Annotated in this window: 19 protein-coding genes; 11 read left to right on the top strand and 8 right to left on the bottom strand. The window is 60.5% G+C overall.

All coding sequences use genetic code 11. The annotated features are described in order from the left end of the window. The first annotated feature begins 66 nt into the window (after positions 1 to 66). Positions 67 to 1,635 carry a SulP family inorganic anion transporter gene (locus tag CKW16_RS00470; RefSeq protein ID WP_095126796.1) on the top strand — a complete coding sequence of 523 codons (1,569 nt, stop codon included), beginning with the start codon at positions 67 to 69 and terminating at the stop codon, positions 1,633 to 1,635. Positions 1,636 to 1,735: 100 nt separating this feature from the next. Here the strand turns inward: CKW16_RS00470 and aroE are convergent, their stop codons facing one another. After that, the gene (gene aroE, locus CKW16_RS00475; protein WP_095126797.1) at positions 1,736 to 2,557 is read right to left on the bottom strand and encodes a shikimate dehydrogenase; all 822 of its coding nucleotides are present in this window, start codon (positions 2,555 to 2,557) and stop codon (positions 1,736 to 1,738) included. A gap of 13 nt (positions 2,558 to 2,570) precedes the next feature. Continuing rightward, positions 2,571 to 3,485 (bottom strand): oxygen-dependent coproporphyrinogen oxidase, encoded by a 915-nt coding sequence (hemF, locus tag CKW16_RS00480; RefSeq protein ID WP_095126798.1) that lies wholly within the window; start codon positions 3,483 to 3,485, stop codon positions 2,571 to 2,573. A 178-nt stretch (positions 3,486 to 3,663) separates the two neighbouring features. Between hemF and CKW16_RS00485 the strand changes: the two genes are divergently transcribed. Then, on the top strand, positions 3,664 to 4,641 hold the full coding sequence (locus CKW16_RS00485) for an NADPH:quinone reductase (protein WP_095126799.1): 978 nt from the start codon (positions 3,664 to 3,666) through the stop codon (positions 4,639 to 4,641). A 90-nt stretch (positions 4,642 to 4,731) separates the two neighbouring features. On the opposite strand, the gene CKW16_RS00490 is transcribed toward CKW16_RS00485, so the two are convergent. From CKW16_RS00490 to CKW16_RS00500, 3 genes are all read right to left on the bottom strand, one after another. Next, complete coding sequence (locus CKW16_RS00490) at positions 4,732 to 5,289, bottom strand: L-threonylcarbamoyladenylate synthase (RefSeq protein ID WP_056738480.1); 558 nt, start codon at positions 5,287 to 5,289, stop codon at positions 4,732 to 4,734. A gap of 54 nt (positions 5,290 to 5,343) precedes the next feature. Beyond that, positions 5,344 to 6,444 carry a DNA-processing protein DprA gene (gene dprA / locus CKW16_RS00495; protein ID WP_095126800.1) on the bottom strand — a complete coding sequence of 367 codons (1,101 nt, stop codon included), beginning with the start codon at positions 6,442 to 6,444 and terminating at the stop codon, positions 5,344 to 5,346. A 79-nt stretch (positions 6,445 to 6,523) separates the two neighbouring features. Continuing rightward, complete coding sequence (locus CKW16_RS00500) at positions 6,524 to 7,549, bottom strand: LysM peptidoglycan-binding domain-containing protein (RefSeq protein ID WP_095126801.1); 1,026 nt, start codon at positions 7,547 to 7,549, stop codon at positions 6,524 to 6,526. Between the two features lie 172 nt (positions 7,550 to 7,721). On the opposite strand from CKW16_RS00500, the gene def reads away from it, so the two are divergent. From def to CKW16_RS00525, 5 genes are all read left to right on the top strand, one after another. Beyond that, entirely contained in the window at positions 7,722 to 8,228 is a 507-nt protein-coding gene (gene def, locus CKW16_RS00505; RefSeq protein WP_008155676.1) for a peptide deformylase, read from the top strand. A gap of 57 nt (positions 8,229 to 8,285) precedes the next feature. After that, entirely contained in the window at positions 8,286 to 9,245 is a 960-nt protein-coding gene (fmt, locus tag CKW16_RS00510) for a methionyl-tRNA formyltransferase (protein ID WP_095126802.1), read from the top strand. Then, positions 9,242 to 10,552, top strand: coding sequence for a 16S rRNA (cytosine(967)-C(5))-methyltransferase RsmB (gene rsmB / locus CKW16_RS00515; protein WP_095126803.1), 1,311 nt, complete (start codon positions 9,242 to 9,244; stop codon positions 10,550 to 10,552). The genes fmt and rsmB overlap by 4 nt, the downstream gene beginning before the upstream one ends. Before the next feature lie 22 nt (positions 10,553 to 10,574). Continuing rightward, positions 10,575 to 11,948, top strand: a complete 1,374-nt coding sequence (trkA, locus tag CKW16_RS00520; RefSeq protein WP_095126804.1) for a Trk system potassium transporter TrkA — start codon at positions 10,575 to 10,577, stop codon at positions 11,946 to 11,948. A gap of 144 nt (positions 11,949 to 12,092) precedes the next feature. Next, complete coding sequence (locus CKW16_RS00525) at positions 12,093 to 12,407, top strand: tetratricopeptide repeat protein (protein ID WP_095126805.1); 315 nt, start codon at positions 12,093 to 12,095, stop codon at positions 12,405 to 12,407. Here CKW16_RS00525 and CKW16_RS00530 read toward each other — a convergent pair whose 3' ends face one another. The 3 genes from CKW16_RS00530 to CKW16_RS00540 all read right to left on the bottom strand — a co-directional run bounded on the left by CKW16_RS00530 (position 12,408) and on the right by CKW16_RS00540 (position 14,205). Next, positions 12,408 to 12,647: a PilZ domain-containing protein gene (locus tag CKW16_RS00530; RefSeq protein WP_008155688.1), complete on the bottom strand. Its 240-nt coding sequence runs from the start codon at positions 12,645 to 12,647 to the stop codon at positions 12,408 to 12,410. It lies immediately after the preceding gene. 72 nt (positions 12,648 to 12,719) lie between these two features. Continuing rightward, the gene (locus CKW16_RS00535; RefSeq protein WP_095126806.1) at positions 12,720 to 13,607 is read right to left on the bottom strand and encodes a lysophospholipid acyltransferase; all 888 of its coding nucleotides are present in this window, start codon (positions 13,605 to 13,607) and stop codon (positions 12,720 to 12,722) included. A gap of 40 nt (positions 13,608 to 13,647) precedes the next feature. Next, on the bottom strand, positions 13,648 to 14,205 hold the full coding sequence (locus CKW16_RS00540; RefSeq protein ID WP_095126807.1) for a DNA-3-methyladenine glycosylase I: 558 nt from the start codon (positions 14,203 to 14,205) through the stop codon (positions 13,648 to 13,650). A gap of 81 nt (positions 14,206 to 14,286) precedes the next feature. Here CKW16_RS00540 and glyQ point away from each other — a divergent pair, with 81 nt between their 5' ends. The 4 genes from glyQ (at position 14,287) to CKW16_RS00560 (ending at position 18,709) form a co-directional block, all read left to right on the top strand. Next, positions 14,287 to 15,240, top strand: a complete 954-nt coding sequence (gene glyQ / locus CKW16_RS00545; protein ID WP_008155694.1) for a glycine--tRNA ligase subunit alpha — start codon at positions 14,287 to 14,289, stop codon at positions 15,238 to 15,240. Next, positions 15,237 to 17,291, top strand: coding sequence for a glycine--tRNA ligase subunit beta (gene glyS / locus CKW16_RS00550; protein WP_095126808.1), 2,055 nt, complete (start codon positions 15,237 to 15,239; stop codon positions 17,289 to 17,291). The genes glyQ and glyS overlap by 4 nt, the downstream gene beginning before the upstream one ends. Positions 17,292 to 17,295: 4 nt before the next feature. Next, positions 17,296 to 17,841 carry a D-glycero-beta-D-manno-heptose 1,7-bisphosphate 7-phosphatase gene (gene gmhB, locus CKW16_RS00555; RefSeq protein ID WP_176471504.1) on the top strand — a complete coding sequence of 182 codons (546 nt, stop codon included), beginning with the start codon at positions 17,296 to 17,298 and terminating at the stop codon, positions 17,839 to 17,841. Between the two features lie 88 nt (positions 17,842 to 17,929). Beyond that, complete coding sequence (locus CKW16_RS00560; RefSeq protein ID WP_095126809.1) at positions 17,930 to 18,709, top strand: 1-acyl-sn-glycerol-3-phosphate acyltransferase; 780 nt, start codon at positions 17,930 to 17,932, stop codon at positions 18,707 to 18,709. The last annotated feature ends 149 nt before the right edge of the window (positions 18,710 to 18,858 follow it).

An 18,858-nucleotide genomic window follows, 5' to 3' on the forward strand; every position in this document is an offset into this window, starting at 1 on the left:
TGGGAACGATCAGCGATCGATGTCTCGTCCTGCTACCCTTGCGCAAAATCTCACCCGAGAGGACCCATGGCCTTCCCAAGCCGCCATTCGCTCTTCCCCTTCCTCAGCTGGATGCCTCGGCAAACCCGCGCCAGCGTCGGGCGTGACCTGATCGTCGGCCTCAGCGGTGCGATTCTCGCGTTGCCGCAATCCATTGCCTACGCGCTGATCGCCGGTCTCCCACCTGAATACGGTCTGTACGCGGCGATTATCCCGGTGCTGATCGCGTGTCTGTGGGGCTCTTCGTGGCACTTGATCTGCGGTCCTACAGCGGCGATTTCTATTGTCTTGTACGCCAGCGTCAGTCCTCTGGCCGTTCCTGCGTCAGAGGACTACGTCACCTTGATCCTGTTGCTGACACTGCTTGCCGGCATTTTCCAGTGGCTGCTCGGTTTGCTGCGCTTCGGCGCCTTGGTGAATTTCGTCTCGCACTCGGTGGTGCTGGGTTTCACCCTCGGCGCGGCGGTGGTGATTGCCATCGGCCAACTGCCGAATCTGCTGGGGCTGGAATTGCCCAACCAGGCAACAGCGCTGAACAGCTTGATGATGCTGTTCAGTCATCTCGGCGAAGTGGATAAACCTTCGCTCATGTTGGGCTTGGCGACAGTCGTGGTGGGCGTGGTGTTGAAACTGCTGTTGCCACGCTGGCCGACGCTGTTGATCACCCTGGCGCTGAGCGGATTGCAGGTCTGGCTCTGGCCATCGATGTTCAGTCATGTGAAGTTGGTCAGCGCGTTTGTCGGGCGGCTGCCGCCTATCAGCCCGCTGCCGCTGGATCTGGACCTGATTCTGCGTTTGTTACCCAGCGCGGTGGCGGTGGGCATGCTCGGGCTGGTCACCAGTCTGTCGATTGCCCGTTCCTTATCGGCCCGCTCACAACAGTTGCTCGACGCCAATCAGGAAGTCCGCGCCCAGGGTTTATCGAACATGGTCGGTGCATTTTTTTCCGGATCGCTGTCAGCCGGTTCCTTCACCCGCTCCGGCCTGAGCTACGAAGCAGGTGCCTGTTCGCCAATGGCCGGCGTTTTTTCGGCGGTGTGGGTGGCGCTGTTCGCCATCTTCGGCGCGAATTTGATCGCGCACATTCCGATCCCGGCCATGGCCGGCAGCATTCTGTTGATCGCCTGGGGGTTGGTGGATCATCACGGCATTCGCGCGTTGTTGCGGGTCAGCCGCGCCGAGTTCCTGGTCATGGCGCTGACCTGTGTCGCCACGCTGCTGCTGGAATTGCAGACCGCGATCTACGCCGGAGTGCTGGCTTCGCTGTTCTTCTACCTCAAACGCACCTCGCAACCGCGAGTCCAGCATTGGCGGGATGGGGATGAAGACATTCTTCGGGTAGGTGGTTCGATCTTTTTTGGCGCCAGCCATTACCTGCAAGTACGCCTGCAACGGATGCACGGCGCGCGCGTGGTGATCGAGGCGCAACAGATCAACTTCATCGACTATTCAGGCGTGGAGATGCTGCACCAGGAAGCGCGACGGCTACTGCGGCAGGATCGCAGCCTGACCCTGCGGCGTGCGCGGCCGCAGGTAGTGGAAGAATTGAGGAAGCTGGAAGGGGCGGAAAAATGCCCGATCCGGTTTGAGGACTGATCCGAAATCGGTGTCGCGCCATTCGCGAGCAAGCCCGCTCCCACATTGGTTTTGTGAACGCCACAGATCAAATGTGGGAGCGGGCTTGCTCGCGAAGCTTTTAAAGGCCCAACTGGCGGCGAAGTTCGGCCAAAACCGGCGCGGTATTCGGGCGCACGCCGCGCCACAGGAAGAAGGCTTCTGCCGCTTGTTCGGCGAGCATCCCCAAGCCATCCATCGACACCGCCGCGCCATGCTCACTGGCCCAACGGCAGAACGAGGTTGGCTCTTTGCCGTACATCATGTCGTAGCAAACCGTCTTGCCCGGCTCGATCAAACTGCTGGCAATCGGCGGAACATCCCCTGACAGACTGGCGGACGTCGCGTTGATGATCAGGTCCACCGACTCCTTCAACCAATCAAAACCACTGGCCGACACCGGCCCCAGGTCCGCGAACAATTCCGCCAACAGTTCGGCTTTTTCCACCGTGCGGTTGGCGATGACCACCGAGGCGGGTTGCTCGGCCAGCAGCGGCTCCAGCGCTCCACGCACTGCGCCGCCGGCACCGAGCAGCAGGATCCGTTTGCCCTTGAGGCTGAAACCGGCGTTGACCGTCAGGTCCCGTACCAGCCCGGCGCCATCGGTGTTATCACCCAGCAGGCTGCCATCAGCGAGTTTGCTCAGGGTGTTCACCGCACCGGCGCGCTGCGCCCGCGCCGTCAGACTGTTCGCCAGACGATAGGCCTCTTCCTTGAACGGCACCGTCACATTCGCCCCACGACCTTCGAGGAAAAACGTCCGGGCGCAGGTGGAAAAATCGTCGAGAGGCGCCAGCAACGTGTTGTAGTCCAGCTTTTGAGCCGTCTGCTCGGCGAACAGACGGTGGATCAGCGGCGACTTGCTGTGGCCAATCGGGTTACCGAATACGACGTAACGGTCCATCAGAATTCCTCGTTCAGGCCTTGGCCAACCAATCGCGGTCTTGCAGGAAGTACTCGGTCAGCCGTGCTTCTTCGCTGCCCGGCTCGGCTTTCCAGTCGTAGCTCCAGCGTACTTGCGGTGGCAGGGACATCAGGATCGACTCGGTACGCCCGCCCGATTGCAGACCGAACAGCGTGCCGCGGTCGTAGACCAGGTTGAATTCAACGTAGCGCCCACGGCGGAATTCCTGGAATTCACGCTGTTTGGCGGTAAACGCATCATTTTTGCGGCGCTGCACGATGGGCAGGTAGGCGTCGATGAACGCGTCACCGATGGCGCGCATGAAAGCGAAGCTGGTGTCGAAGTCCCACTCGTTCAAGTCATCGAAGAACAGGCCGCCGATGCCGCGCGGCTCGTGGCGATGCTTGATGTGGAAATAGCTGTCGCACCAGGCTTTGTAGCGCGGGTAAACATCCGGGCCGAACGGCGCGCAGGCCTGTTCGGCGACGCGGTGCCAGTGCACGCAGTCTTCTTCATTGCCGTAATAAGGCGTCAGGTCAAAGCCGCCACCGAACCACCAGACTGGCTCTTCGCCTTCTTTTTCAGCGATGAAAAAGCGCACGTTGGCGTGGGACGTCGGCACATGCGGGTTGTGCGGGTGAATAACCAGCGACACGCCGAGGGCTTCAAAGCCACGCCCGGCCAGTTCTGGCCGATGGGCGCTGGCGGAGGGTGGGAGACCGCTGCCGAAGACGTGGGAAAAGTTGACGCCGCCCTTTTCGATGACCGAGCCGTTTTCGATCACCCGGGTGCGACCGCCACCACCGGCAGTCCGGGTCCAGGCGTCTTCGACGAACTGCGTGCCGCCGTCTTCAGCTTCGAGGGCCGCGCAAATGCGGTCTTGCAGGTCGAGCAGGTAGGCTTTTACGGCCTCGGTGCGGGTCGTCATGTCATCACCTTGAATCGGGCAAAGCTACGCGGCGCTCCATGGGAGCGGGGCCGGCGCAAATGGGCGCGTAGCATAACATCGCAGATGGACCTGCCGCAGTTGACGAAGATCAAGCTTGGGAGTTCGATAGGGAGCTTCGCGCTACAACTCCAGTAGCCAAGACCTAAGGAGAGTTCTGATGGCTAAGCGTATCCAGTTCCGCGCCCATGGCGGCCCCGAAGTGCTCGAGTATGTTGACTACCAACCCTCCGAGCCCGGCCCGCAGCAGGTTCGCGTGACCAACAAGGCCATCGGCCTGAATTTCATCGACACCTATTACCGCAGCGGTCTCTATGCGCCGCCAGCCCTGCCATCTGGCCTGGGCTCGGAAGGCGCGGGCGTCGTCGAGGCGGTGGGCAGTGACGTCACCCGGTTCAAGGTCGGTGATCGCGTGGCGTACGGCAGCGGTCCACTGGGCGCCTACAGCGACGTTCACGTGTTGCCGGAGGCCAACCTGGTGCATCTGCCGGACGCGATCAGCTTCGAACAGGCTGCCGGCGTAATGCTCAAGGGCCTGACCGTGCAGTACCTGCTGCGTCAGACCTATGAACTCAAGGGTGGCGAAACCATCCTGTTTCACGCTGCCGCGGGTGGCGTCGGCTCACTGGCCTGCCAATGGGCCAAGGCCTTGGGCGTGAAGTTGATCGGCACGGTCAGCTCACCGGAGAAAGCCGCACTGGCCAAGGCCAACGGCGCATGGGCGACCATCGATTACAGCCATGAAAACGTCGCACAGCGCGTACTGGAATTGACTGACGGGAAAAAAGTCCCGGTGGTGTACGACGGCGTGGGCAAGGACACTTGGCTGACTTCGCTTGATAGCGCGGCGCCTCGCGGTCTGGTGGTGAGCTTCGGCAATGCGTCGGGTGCGGTAGACGGGGTGAACCTGGGGATTCTCTCGGCGAAGGGTTCGCTGTACGTGACCCGCCCGACCCTGGCGACTTACGCCAACAACGCTGAAAACCTGCAGCGTATGGCGGATGAGCTGTTCGAGATGATCATCAGCGGCAAGCTGAAAGTGGACATCAGCCAGAAGTATCCATTGGCCGAAGCGGCGAAGGCGCAGACCGAGTTGTCGGCGCGGCGTACGACGGGTTCGACTGTTTTGCTGCCTTAAGGGCCTCTTCGCGGGCAAGCCTTGCTCCTACAGGGGATCGCGTACTACCTGTAGGAGCAAGGCTTGCCCGCGATGAACGATGACGCGGTCCTAGTCCGGGCGCACAACGTGGCCGGTCGCGAGATCGCGAATCACGCTCGGATTCTTGCGCCCACCCAGATTCCCACCCAACACGTAATCCACCTGCCCACGGAAATACTGCTCGACGCGAATCCGCGTCCGCGCCGCCGGTTGGCCCTGCGGGTTGGCCGACGTTGAAACCAACGGCCCGACCACCGCGCACAAATCCCGCACCAACGGGTGATCGCTGACCCGCAGCGCCACCGTTTCATGCACGCCGGTAATCCACTGCGGCAACATATTCTGATGCGGCACCAGCCAGGTGTTCGGCCCCGGCCAGGTGCTGGCCATGCGATCCATCCACAATTCAGGAAAGTCTTCGAAGAGGAAGTCGAACTGGCGAATGTTGTCGGCCACCAGAATCAACCCTTTTTCCACCGACCGACCCTTGATCGCCAGCAGACGATAGACCGCCTCTTCGTCCCACGGGTCGCAACCCAGGCCCCAGACCGCTTCGGTTGGGTAGGCAATCACCGCGCCTGCGCGAATGGCTCGTGCGGCTTGTTGCACACGCCAACTGTTGACCATGAAAAACTCTCCGGAATAAGGCTCTGCGCAGTTTACCGATCTTCCTTATAAAACCTAGCTCACCCGCGCAAACCAGCGCCCGCTTTCGCAGACCGCCCGGCCGTCCATTTCCAGCTCCGTCAGCGCTGCCAGCACTTTTGGCAAGGCCCAGCCGCTGGTGACGGACAACGCTTCACTGGTGTGGGGCGCGGCATGCAGGAGCATGAGCAACGGATGTGTCACCGCTGGTGTCGCTGTGGATAACGGCAACCGTTGCCAGCCACGCAAGGCTTCGAGGATGTGCTCGATGGTTTCCACCAGCACCGCGCCGTCGCGGATCAGCTGATGACAACCCTTTGCACCTGGGTGGTGGATCGAACCTGGAATCGCATACACCTCGCGCCCTTGCTCCGCCGCCAGCCTCGCGGTGATCAGCGAACCGCTGGCGATACTCGCCTCGACCACCAGCACGCCGAGGGATAAACCGCTGATGATTCGATTGCGCCGGGGGAAGTTACTGGCGGTCGGCCCGGCGTCCAGCGGGAACTCCGAAAGCACCGCGCTGCCCGAGGCGCTCATGGCGTCTGCCAGTCGTCGATTGCGCTGTGGATAAAACTTTTCAAGTCCCGTGCCAAGTACACCGACCGTTCGCCCGCCCACGTCCAGAGCGGCTTGATGCGCGGCGGCATCAATGCCCAGCGCCAGACCGCTGGTAATGACAAAACCGGCGCCGGCCAGACTGCGGGAAAATGCGGCGGCGGTGTCCATGCCCGGCCGCGAAGCGCGACGGCTACCGACCATCGCCAGCTGCGGTTTTTCCAGAATGCCGGGATCACCCGCCACGAATAACAGCGGCGGCGCATCACTGATTTCCGCCAACAGTGCCGGGTAATCAGGTTGGTCCCACATCAGTAAATGCTGGCCCGGACGCTCTAACCAGGCCAACGCATGGCTCGCGCCATCACGAATTTCACTGGAGCGCCTGGCCTCTGCGCAAGCGAGGGGCAAACCCAACGAACGCCAGGCACTGGCCGGTGCGCTGATAGCCTTGGACGCCGAGCCGAAGGCCTCAAGCAATTTCTTGAATCGCGCAGGACCGAGTTCCGGCAGGCGATGCAAACGTAAACGAGCTTCCAGTTCCGCAGGGGAAACCGGTGCAAAAGCAGACAGCGACATGGATCATCCTTGATCGTTATGAGCCCCGTTCAAACGGGAATAAGCTGTGGATAACTCTGTTGGTAACTTGTGGATCCAGTTAAGGATTTCGCACCTTGTCCAGCACCGCCAGGGAGCGTGATGCATAGAGCACCAGCCCGTAGCTGAGCTTGTCGTAGGTGCGGAAAACCATCAGCAAACCGGCGCGCTCATCCGGGATTTTCAGTGGCTGACCGGTGATCCGGTCACGCACGGTTTCGCCGGTTTTCATCACCACCAACACGTTGCCTTCGGCCAGGCCATCGCGCTGGCCCTTGTTCAGCGTGACCACATCCAGCGCGCCAATTTGGGTAACCCCGCGCGGCACGTCGATGATCAACCCGTTGATCTCGGTTTTTGGCGCACTGGGCATGAAGGTCGAGTTGATCGAGCGCTCCTCACCGCTGAACAAGCGGTCGCCGAGGCGGACTTCCTGAGTGGTGCGTTGCAGCGCCAGGGTGGCGACGTCGCCTTCGGTGGCCACAATCTCGCCGCCGCCGATGTCGTCGGCATTGATCCCCAAAAATTCTTTACTGACAGGATCGGTGTAGACCTTGCCCTGACGGAAGATGCCGTAAACCGGTTGAGCCGGGTCGAAGTGACCGCGAGCGAAGATTCGGTCACCGGTGCCACTGAGCACGCGTTCGGCATCGCCGGCGACGATATAGGGCGCCTTGTCGAAGTCCTCGGCCTTGTCGATGATGCGGTTGCTCAGCAGAAAGCTGTTGATCGATTGCAGCGGAATGCTCGGGATCGCATCGGCAACCGCGCTGCTGCGGATGCGTGGCGACAGCTTGATGGTGCCCCTGGAAGCGCCGCGATTAAGGGTCAGGCGTGGCTGCCCGTTGACGTAGACCAGCGACAGCGAGTCGCCGGGGTAAATCAGATTGGGGTTTTCGATCTGTGGATTGGCCTGCCAGAGTTCCGGCCATTTCCATGGTTCACGAAGGTATTTCCCCGATATGTCCCAGAGTGTGTCACCCGATACCACGGTGTATTGCTGTGGAAAACCTTCCTTGAGTTGCACTTGCCCGTGCGCCAAACCGGCCGAGGCCAGAAGGAGCAAGGCGAGTAGTGATTTCCTCATGCGGTGAATCCCTTTATTATGTGCATTCGCGTAGAACGCCAGAGCCCTCGTGGCTCGCTCCCGACTCTTTACCAAAAAGAGCAGGAAGCTACGTTTTACAACGGTAGCCTGCATCTTCGGACCCGCCAGGCCATCGACCCGACATTACCTCAAACGTGCAGCAATTAAGCTTATGGCCATTTTAGACATCCTCGAATTCCCCGATTCGCGCCTGCGCACTATCGCCAAACCTGTGGCCGTAGTGGACGACGAAGTGCGTCAGTTGGTCGATGACATGTTTGAAACAATGTATGAAGCGCCAGGCATCGGCCTCGCCGCGACCCAGGTCAACGTGCACAAACGTATCGTCGTGATGGACCTCTCCGAAGACCGCAGCGAACCACGGGTGTTCATCAACCCCGAGTTCGAAACCCTGACCGACGAGATGGAGCAATATCAAGAAGGCTGCCTCTCGGTGCCGGGCTTCTACGAAAACGTCGATCGCCCACAGAAGGTTAAAGTCAAAGCTCTGGACCGCGACGGCCAGCCTTACGAACTGATCGCCGAAGGCCTGCTCGCGGTGTGCATCCAGCATGAATGCGACCACCTGAATGGCAAATTGTTCGTCGACTACCTGTCCAATCTCAAACGCGACCGAATCAAGAAGAAACTGGAAAAGCTCCATCGCCAGAACGCTTGATGCCCTCCTTTCAAAGGCTTGCTGCGGCAAGCCTTTTTCTTTTGCGAGACCTTTCGAATGACTGAGCCACTGCGCATCGTCTTTGCCGGCACCCCGGAATTCGCCGCCGAACACCTCAAGGCCCTGCTCGACAGCCCTTACGAGATCGTCGCGGTCTACACCCAACCGGACCGTCCGGCGGGTCGCGGGCAAAAACTGATGCCAAGTCCGGTCAAGCAGTTGGCTCTGGAAAACAACATTCCTGTGCTGCAACCGCCAACCCTGCGCAACGAAGACGCTCAGGCTGAACTGGCCGCGCTCAAGCCGGACTTGCTGGTGGTGGTCGCCTACGGCCTGATTCTGCCGCAAGTGGTGCTGGATATTCCGCGCCTGGGTTGCATCAACAGCCACGCCTCCTTGCTGCCACGCTGGCGCGGTGCGGCGCCGATTCAGCGCGCCGTCGAAGCGGGCGACAACGAAAGCGGCGTGACCGTCATGCGCATGGAGCTGGGCCTCGACACCGGGCCGATGCTGCTGAAAGTCACCACCCCGATCACCGGTGAAGACACCGGCGGCAGCCTCCACGACCGTCTGGCTGAAATGGGTCCACCGGCTGTGATTCAGGCGATTGCTGGCCTCGCTGCCGGAACGCTGGAAGGCGAAGTGCAGGACGACAGCCTCGCCACTTATGCTCACAAATTGAACAAGGACGAAGCGCGCATCGACTGGAGCCGTCCGGCGGTTGAGCTGGAACGTCTGGTCCGCGCCTTCAATCCATGGCCGATCTGCCACAGCACGCTGAACGGCGAAGCGCTGAAAGTCCTGGCCGCCAGCCTCGCTGAAGGGCAGGGCGCACCGGGGGAAATCCTCAGCGCCAGCAAGGATGGTTTGATCGTCGCCTGCGGTGAGCAGGCCCTGTGTCTGACTCGTCTGCAATTGCCCGGCGGCAAGGCGCTGAACTTCAGCGACTTGTTCAACAGCCGTCGTGAGAAATTCGCCGTCGGTACCGTTCTCGGTCAAGCGGCGGACGCTCAATGAATCCACGTCTGGCCGCCGCCAAGGCACTCGCCGCTGTTCTTAACGGAAAAGCCTCACTCAACAGCTCCCTGCCGACACAGATGGACAAGGTCGAAGACCGCGACCGCGGCTTCACCCAGGACCTGGCATTCGGCACCGCTCGCTGGCAGCCGCGTTTGTCGGCGCTGGCGGCCAAGTTGCTGCAGAAGCCGTTCAAGGCAGCCGACGCCGATGTCGAAGCGCTGTTGCTGGTCGGTCTCTACCAGTTGCTCTACACCCGGGTTCCGGCCCATGCCGCCATCGGTGAAACCGTGGGTTGCGCCGACAAGCTGAAAAAGCCCTGGGCCAAGGCCTTGCTCAACGCCGTGCTGCGCCGCGCCCAGCGTGAAAGCGAAGCGCTGCTGGCCGAGCTGGAACACGATCCTGTGGTGCGCACCGCCCACCCGCGCTGGCTGCAAAAATCTCTCAAGGCGTTCTGGCCTGAGCAGTGGGAAGCCATTTGTGCGGCAAACAACGCGCATCCGCCGATGATCCTGCGGGTCAACCGTCGTCATCACAGCCGCGATGCTTATCTCGGGTTGCTGACCGACGCCGGCATCGCCGCCACGCCATGTGTTTACAGTCAGGACGGCATCATTCTCGACGCCGCTGCCGACGTGCGCAGCTTGCCGGGTTTCGCCGAAGGCTGGATCAGCGTGCAGGACGAAGCCGCGCAACTGGCCGCCGATCTGCTCGACCTGGCACCGGGTCAACGGGTGCTGGACGCCTGCTGCGCACCGGGCGGCAAGACCTGTCACATCCTTGAAGCCGAGTCGGCACTCGCCGGCGTGGTGGCGGTGGACCTGGAAGCCAAGCGTCTGGTGCGAGTGCGGGAAAACCTCGCACGCCTGGGCCTGAGCGCCGAACTGATCGCCGCCGACGGCCGCGACACCGCCACCTGGTGGGACGGCAAACCGTTCCAGCGCATTTTGCTGGACGCGCCATGCTCGGCCACCGGTGTGATTCGTCGTCACCCGGACATCAAGCTGACTCGCCAACCCGATGACATCGCCGCGCTGGCGGTGCTGCAAGGTGAGCTGCTCGATGCCATGTGGATAACTTTGGAGGTCGGCGGCATCCTGCTGTACGCCACCTGCTCCATGCTGCCGACCGAGAACACCGAAGTCATCGAAGCCTTCCTCGCTCGCACACCGGGCGCCCGTGAACTCGACATCGCCAGTCAGGCCGGCATCAAACAGCCCCATGGCCGTCAATTGCTGGCCCAGGAAGGTGGCCATGACGGGTTCTATTACGCCAAGCTGATCAAGATTGCCGCCGCGCGCGGTTAACCGGTTTTAAGGGAGTGACTGGATGAAAATCATCATCCTCGGCGCAGGGCAGGTCGGCGGTTCGCTGGCAGAACACTTGGCCAGCGAGGCCAATGACATCACCGTGGTCGACACGGACGGCGAACGCCTGCGCGACCTCGGCGATCGGCTGGACATCCGCACCGTGCAGGGCCGCGGCTCACTGCCGACCGTGCTGCGTCAGGCCGGTGCCGACGACGCCGACATGCTGGTGGCGGTGACCAACAGCGACGAAACCAACATGGTGGCCTGCCAGGTTGCCCACACCCTGTTTCACACGCCGACCAAAATCGCTCGCGTGCGCGAAGCCGCCTACCTGACTCGCTCCGAGCTGTTCGACAATGACGCGATTCCGGTGGACGTGCTGATCAGCCCGGAACAAGTGGTCACCAATTACATCAAGCGCCTGATCCAGCATCCGGGCGCCTTGCAGGTGATCGACTTCGCCGAAGGCAAAGCCCAATTGGTGGCGGTCAAGGCCTATTACGGCGGCCCGCTGGTGGGTCAGCAACTGCGCCAGTTGCGTGAACACATGCCGAATGTCGAAACCCGGGTCGCGGCGATTTTCCGTCGTGATCGGCCGATCCTGCCTCAGGGCGATACGGTGATCGAGGCGGACGACGAAGTCTTTTTCATCGCCGCCAAGGCGAATATTCGCGCCGTGATGAGCGAAATGCGCCGCCTCGATGAGAGCTACAAGCGCATCGTCATCGCAGGCGGCGGGCAGATCGGTGAACGTCTGGCCGAGGCTATCGAAAGCCGTTACCAAGTGAAGATCATCGAGATGAACCCGGCGCGCTGCCGTCATCTCTCGGACACCCTCGACAGCACCGTGGTGTTGCAGGGCAGTGCCTCCGACCGCGACTTGCTGATGGAAGAGAACATCGCCGACGCCGACCTTTTCCTGGCACTGACCAACGACGACGAAGCCAACATCATGTCGTCGCTGCTGGCCAAGCGCCTGGGTGCGAAGAAGGTGATGACCATCATCAACAACCCGGCCTACGTTGACCTGATCCAGGGCGGCGACATCGACATCGCCATCAGCCCGCAACTGGCGACCATCGGCACCTTGCTGGCGCACGTGCGTCGCGGCGATATCGTCAGCGTGCACTCATTGCGCCGGGGCGCGGCGGAAGCCATCGAGGCGATTGCCCACGGAGATGAAAGATCGAGCAAGGTCATCGGCAAGTCCATTGAGAACATTGGCTTGCCGCCGGGCACCACCATCGGCGCAATCATCCGTGACGAAGAGGTGATCATTGCCCACGACAACACGGTGATCGCGGCGGGCGACCATGTGATTCTGTTCCTTGTGGATAAAAAGCATATTCGGGATGTGGAAAAGCTGTTCCATGTGGGACTCAGCTTTTTCTGATCTCGCAACCAGATCGTTCCCACGCTCTGCGTGGGAATGCCTCAACGGACGCTCCGCGTTCGGCTTTGGATGGGACGCGGAGCGTCCCGGGCTGCATTCCCACGCAGAGCGTGGGAACGATCACTGTCTAAAGAGGTGCGAAAGATGCTCGAATCCCTGGAAAAGATGCTCGCCAAGGGTGTGGATAACTCATTGCTGCGCTTCGGGCTGGGCAAGGGTTATCTGGATCTTGGGGAATACGCCAAGGCCGCCGAACATTTCCAGCGTTGTGTCGAATTCGATCCGAAGTATTCGGCCGCCTGGAAGCTATTGGGCAAGGCCCATCTGGGGCTGAAGGATTTCGCATCCGCACGTCAGGCGTGGGAACTGGGCCTGGAAGCCGCTCGCGCCCATGGCGACAAGCAGGCCGAAAAAGAAATGACGGTGTTTCTGAAGAAGCTTGATCGTCAGGCTCACTGATCAGAGGTAGCGCAGGCCAATGCCCTCGGCATCCACCAGCACCACTTCCATGCGCACCCGCGGCGCGCCTGTGGGTAAGTCCTGCACCTGTCCGTACACCACCGCGCCCTTGGGCAACGCCGACAAGCCCGGATGCTTGACGTAGACACCTGTCGTCGAAAGGTTACGCGTCTGGCCCAGGCATTCGCCGAAGCTGTGGTGACTGATCTTGATGCGAAACGATTTGCGGTGTTCGGACATCTTCTGCGCCCTTTATTGAACGGTTGTGGATAACCCTGACCCCAAGGTTATCCACAGATCATGCCAACCGACTCAGTACCAGCGTTCTTCACCCGGCGGACGCTTCTTGAAGCGCTTCATGCTCCACATGTACTGGCTCGGATACGCCCGCACATAGCGCTCGACCACCTGGCTCATGGCCGCGCAGGACGTCTCGGTATCGGTGCTGTACATGGCCTCTGGCGCGGCTTCGAGGATCACTTTGTAACCCGAACCGTCCGGCAGACGTAGCGCATGCAGGAACACGCCGACCGCTTTGCCGCCGGCGAGCATGTTCGGTACGAACTTGCTGGTCAGGGCCTGGGTGGCGAAGAACGGCACGAAAATCCCGGCGGATTCGGACGGTTCCGGGTCAGCGGGAATGCCCACTGCACCACCTTTGCGCACTTCCTTGATAACACTGAGGATGCCTTCCTTGGTAGAAGCCGCAACTCGGTTACCCAATTGCACCCGCTGCTTGCGCAGCAAATCATCCACCGCCTTCAACTTTGGCGGGCGATAGAAAATGATCGGTTTGCACTGGTTGCAATAGAAGTGGTTCAACACTTCCCAGTTGCCCAGGTGACTGGTGATGCCGACGACACCTTTGCCGGAGGCGAGGGCGTCCTTTAATACGTCGAGACCTTCGACTTCACGCACCAGGTCGATGGAGCGCTGGGCCGGCCAGATCCAGGCGCAAGCGCTTTCGGTCAGGGACTTGCCGATGTCTTTCAAGCTCTGGCCTACCAGCCGCTCACGCTCGGCCGGGTCCATATCCGGGAAACACTTGGCGAGATTGATCCGCACCACATCGCGGGAACGGTTAGGGGTTTTCCACATGACCCAGCCGATGGCCGAGCCCACTGCCTGCACTGCCCGCCACGGAAGCAGGGCAAACAGCCGCAGAGCGCCTACAAGCAAGGCGCCTTTCAACTTATCCACAGGTCACTCCTGATCTTGTGCTGTGCGCGAGGCGGCTATTCTAACCGCCGTTCGCCAGCGCCGCGTAGCGATCGCAATCCTGGGTGTGGTCCATGACCATGCCCGAGGCCTGCATCAGCGCGTAGCAAATAGTCGGACCGACGAACGTGAAGCCGGCCTTTTTCAGGCCTTTGCTCATCTCCACGGCGGTCGGCGTCACGGCCGGCACTTCGCTGCGGTCCTTGAAATGGTTGATCACAGGCTTGCCGTCGACGAAGGACCAGAGAAACTCCACCGGATCTTCCAGCGCCAGCCAGGCCTGGGCATTGCGCCGGGCTGCATTGAGTTTGAGGCGATTGCGAATGATGCCCGGATCGAGCATCAATTCTTCGATTTCGGCGTCGCTCATTTGCGCCACGCGTTGTACGTCGAAGCCGAACATCACCTGACGATAGTGCTCACGTTTGCGCAGCACGGTGATCCAGGAAAGGCCGGCCTGGAACCCTTCGAGCAAAAGCAACTCGAACAATCCCTGCGCATCGCGTAGCGGCGTGCCCCACTCCTGATCGTGATAAGCCATGTACAACGGATCTTCGGAACACCAAAAGCAGCGTGGCATAAGGCTCCAGGGGGCGTGCGCAGGACCGAATCGGGTATACTCCCGCTCTTTAAATCGCAGCCCAAGAAACAGGTGAATTTCGTGAGCCAGCCTACGCCAGCCGTGCGTACCTTCCAAGACTTGATCCTCGCCCTCCAGCAATACTGGGCCGAGCAAGGTTGTGTGGTACTTCAGCCCTACGATATGGAAGTAGGCGCCGGGACTTTCCACACTGCCACGTTTCTGCGCGCCATTGGCCCGGAAACCTGGAACGCCGCTTATGTGCAGCCCAGTCGTCGCCCGACTGACGGCCGCTACGGCGAAAACCCGAACCGTCTGCAGCACTACTACCAGTTCCAGGTCGTGCTGAAGCCGAACCCGGACAACTTCCAGGAACTGTACCTGGGCTCCCTCAAGCATGTCGGCCTGGACCCGCTGGTCCACGACATTCGCTTCGTTGAAGACAACTGGGAATCGCCAACACTGGGCGCCTGGGGTCTGGGCTGGGAAGTCTGGCTCAACGGCATGGAAGTGACGCAGTTCACTTACTTCCAGCAAGCGGGCGGCATCGAGTGCTACCCGGTGACCGGCGAGATCACTTACGGTCTTGAGCGTCTGGCCATGTACCTGCAAGGCGTGGATTCGGTCTACGACCTGGTCTGGGCTGACGGCCCGATGGGCAAAGTGACCTACGGCGATGTGTTCCACCAGAACGAAGTGGAGCAGTCGACCTACAACTTCGAACACGCCAACGTCGAGAAGCTGTTCGAACTGTTCGATTTCTACGAAAGCGAAGCCAAGCGCCTGATCGAACTCGACCAGCCGCTGCCGTTGCCGAGCTACGAAATGGTGTTGAAGGCGTCCCATACCTTCAACCTGCTGGATGCTCGCCGGGCGATCTCGGTGACTGCGCGTCAGCAATACATTCTGCGTGTCCGCACCCTGGCGCGTTCCGTTGCGCAAGCCTACCTGCTGGCTCGTGCCAAGCTGGGCTTCCCGATGGCGACCCCGGACTTGCGTGACGAAGTACTGGCCAAGCTGGAGGCTGCACAATGAGTGCTCAAGATTTTCTGGTTGAACTGGGCACCGAAGAACTGCCACCCAAAGCCCTGAACACCTTGGCCGACGCGTTCCTGGCCGGTATCGACAAGGGCCTGCAAGCCGCTGGCCTGAACTACGAGACCAAAACCGTCTACGCCGCGCCACGTCGTCTGGCTGTGCTGATCACCGATCTGGCGACTCAGCAGCCGGATCGCAGCATCAACCTCGATGGTCCGCCACGTCAGGCCGCATTCGATGCTGAAGGCAACCCGACTCAAGCGGCCCTGGGCTTCGCCAAGAAGTGCGGCGTCGACCTGAGCGAAATCGATCAGAGCGGCCCGAAACTGCGTTACAGCCAAAGCATCGCCGGCAAACCGACCGCGAGCCTGCTGCCGACCATCGTCGAAGATTCCCTGAACGACCTGCCGATCCCCAAGCGCATGCGCTGGGGTGCTCGTAAGGAAGAGTTCGTTCGCCCGACCCAGTGGCTGGTGATGCTGCTCGGTGACCAGGTCATCGATTGCACGATCCTTGCCCAGAAGTCCGGCCGCGATTCCCGTGGTCACCGCTTCCATCACCCGGAAAGCGTACGCATCACCTCGCCGGCCAACTACTTGACCGACCTGCGTGCCGCTTACGTATTGGCCGATGCCAATGAGCGTCGCGAGCTGATCAGCAAGCGCGTCGAAGAGCTGGCGACGATGCAGGAAGGGACGGCTATCGTGCCGCCAGCCCTGCTCGATGAAGTGACCGCGCTGGTTGAATGGCCGGTGCCGCTGGTGTGCTCGTTCGAAGAGCGTTTCCTCGACGTGCCGCAAGAAGCCCTGATCACCACCATGCAGGACAACCAGAAGTACTTCTGCCTGCTGGATGCCGACGGCAAGTTGCTGCCACGTTTCATTACCGTGGCCAACATCGAAAGCAAAGACCCGCAACAGATCATCGCCGGTAACGAGAAAGTGGTTCGCCCACGCCTGACCGACGCCGAGTTCTTCTTCAAGCAAGACAAGAAGCAGAAACTCGAAGATTTCAATCTGCGTCTGCAGAATGTGGTGTTCCAGGAAAAACTCGGCAGCGTCTACGACAAGGCCGAGCGCGTTTCCAAACTTGCTGCGTTCATCGCCCAACGCATTGGCGGCAACGCCGCGTGGGCTTCCCGTGCAGGCCTGCTGTCCAAGTGCGACCTGGCGACCGAGATGGTCGGTGAGTTCCCGGAGATGCAAGGTGTTGCCGGTTACTACTACGCCCTCAACGACGGCGAGCCGGAAGAAGTTGCACTGGCACTGAACGAGCAGTACATGCCGCGCGGTGCCGGCGCTGAACTGCCGACCACCCTGACCGGTGCGGCCGTGGCCATCGCGGACAAGCTCGACACCCTGGTCGGCATCTTTGGCATCGGCATGCTGCCAACCGGTAGCAAAGACCCGTACGCCTTGCGCCGTGCTGCACTCGGCGTGTTGCGCATCCTGATCGACAAGAAGCTCGACCTCGACCTGAACGACGCCGTGGCTTTCGCCGTGAATGCCTTCGGTACCAAGATCAAGGCTGCCGGCCTCAACGATTCGGTGCTGGAGTTCATCTTCGACCGTCTGCGTGCCCGTTACGAAGACGAAGGGGTTGATGTCGGGACTTACCTGTCGGTGCGTGCCCTGAAACCGGGTTCGGCGCTGGACTTCGATCAGCGCGTACAAGCGGTAGAGGCGTTCCGCAAATTGCCGGAAGCCGCTGCCCTGGCTGCCGTGAACAAGCGTGTTTCGAACTTGCTGAGCAAGGTCGAAGGCTCTGTTCCTTCGGTCGTGGAAGCCAAGTACTTCGACAACGCCAACGAGTTCTCCCTGTACTCGGCGATCCAGCAGGCTGACCAGGCTGTCCAGCCGATGGCTGCGGCGCGTCAGTACAGCGAATCGCTGGCACGTCTGGCTGCCTTGCGCGAGCCAGTGGATGCGTTCTTCGAAGCGGTAATGGTCAACGCGGAGGATGCCAAGGTCCGCGCCAACCGTTATGCGTTGCTGGCGCGTCTGCGTGGGCTGTTCCTCGGCGTCGCCGACATTTCGCTGCTGGGCTGAGGGGCTGCTGTTGAAACTGCTGATTCTCGATCGGGACGGGGTGATCAATTACGACTCCGACGCTTACATCAAGTCGGTGGAGGAGTGGATTCCGCTCCCGGGTTCGATCGAAGCCATCGCGCAGTTGAGCAAGGCCGGCTGGACGGTAGCGGTGGCTACCAACCAGTCGGGCATCGCTCGCGGCTATTACGACATCGCCACCCTGGACGCCATGCACGAGCGCTTGCGCTCGCTAGTGGCGGAGCAGGGCGGTGAAGTCGGGCTGATCGTCTATTGCCCGCACGGGCCGGACGACGGCTGCGATTGCCGCAAACCAAAACCCGGGATGTTGAAAACCATCGCCGCGCATTACAACGTATCGCTGACCAATCTTTGGTTCGTCGGCGATACCCTTGGTGACCTGGAGGCCGCCAAAGCCGTCGATTCTCAGCCAGTTTTGGTAAAGACCGGGAAAGGCGAAAAGACTTTGGGCAAGACCCTACCGGTAGGCACCTTGATTTTTGACGATCTGGCGGCGATTGCCGCAGAACTTATCCACAAATGCCCTTAAATAAGTAGTGCGCTTCGATTTTTCTGATTAAGGATGAAGGGAAGTGCGCTTTATATAGACGGGCAAAGCCCGCACGGTAAACGTCGCCATGTCGATACTGCAGGCCATCAGAACTTTCCTCTTTTATCTGTTGCTGGGCACCACCTCTTTGCTCTGGTGCAGCCTGAGCTTTTTTATCGCGCCGTTTCTGCCGTTCAAGGCGCGCTATCGCTTCATCAATGTGTACTGGTGCCGCTGCGCGTTGTGGCTGAGCAAAGTCTTTCTGGGCATCAGCTACGAAGTGAAGGGTGCCGAGAATGTGCCCGACCAGCCCTGCGTGATTCAGTCGAACCACCAGAGCACGTGGGAGACGTTCTTTCTATCCGCCTACTTTGAGCCATTGAGCCAGGTACTTAAGCGCGAACTGCTCTTCGTTCCGTTTTTCGGCTGGGCCATGGCCATGCTGCGACCGATCGCCATCGACCGCGACAACCCGAAGGCAGCACTCAAGCATGTGGCGAAGAAGGGCGATGAACTGCTGAAAGACGGCGTCTGGGTTCTGATATTCCCAGAGGGAACGCGCGTTCCTTACGGCACCATCGGAAAATTCTCTCGCGGTGGTACCGCTTTAGCCGTCAACGCCGCACTTCCAGTACTGCCGATTGCGCACAATGCTGGCAAGTTCTGGCCGAAAACCGGTTGGGCGAAGAAGCAGGGCGTTATTACCGTGATCATCGGCGTGCCCATGTATGCCGAGGGTAGCGGGCCACGCGCGGTTGCCGAGCTCAATGATCGAGTCCAGGCCTGGAACGAGCAGATGCAACGTGAAATGGGTTCGCTGCCACCCGCCCCGCAAGCCCCGGCTGCTACTGACCAAGTGGCTGTCTGAGATTTTGTGGATAACCTGTGTACCGTTTGCTTGAAATGCGTCGGATTTAGTTCATAGGTTTATGATTTATATACATATTTTATAACCTCATAAAAAACCGAAAAAGGTGCATAAGTTTTTTCGGACGTAAAAAAACCGGCTGATATAGC

Source organism: Pseudomonas sp. Irchel s3h14, assembly GCF_900187425.1.
Lineage (GTDB): Bacteria > Pseudomonadota > Gammaproteobacteria > Pseudomonadales > Pseudomonadaceae > Aquipseudomonas.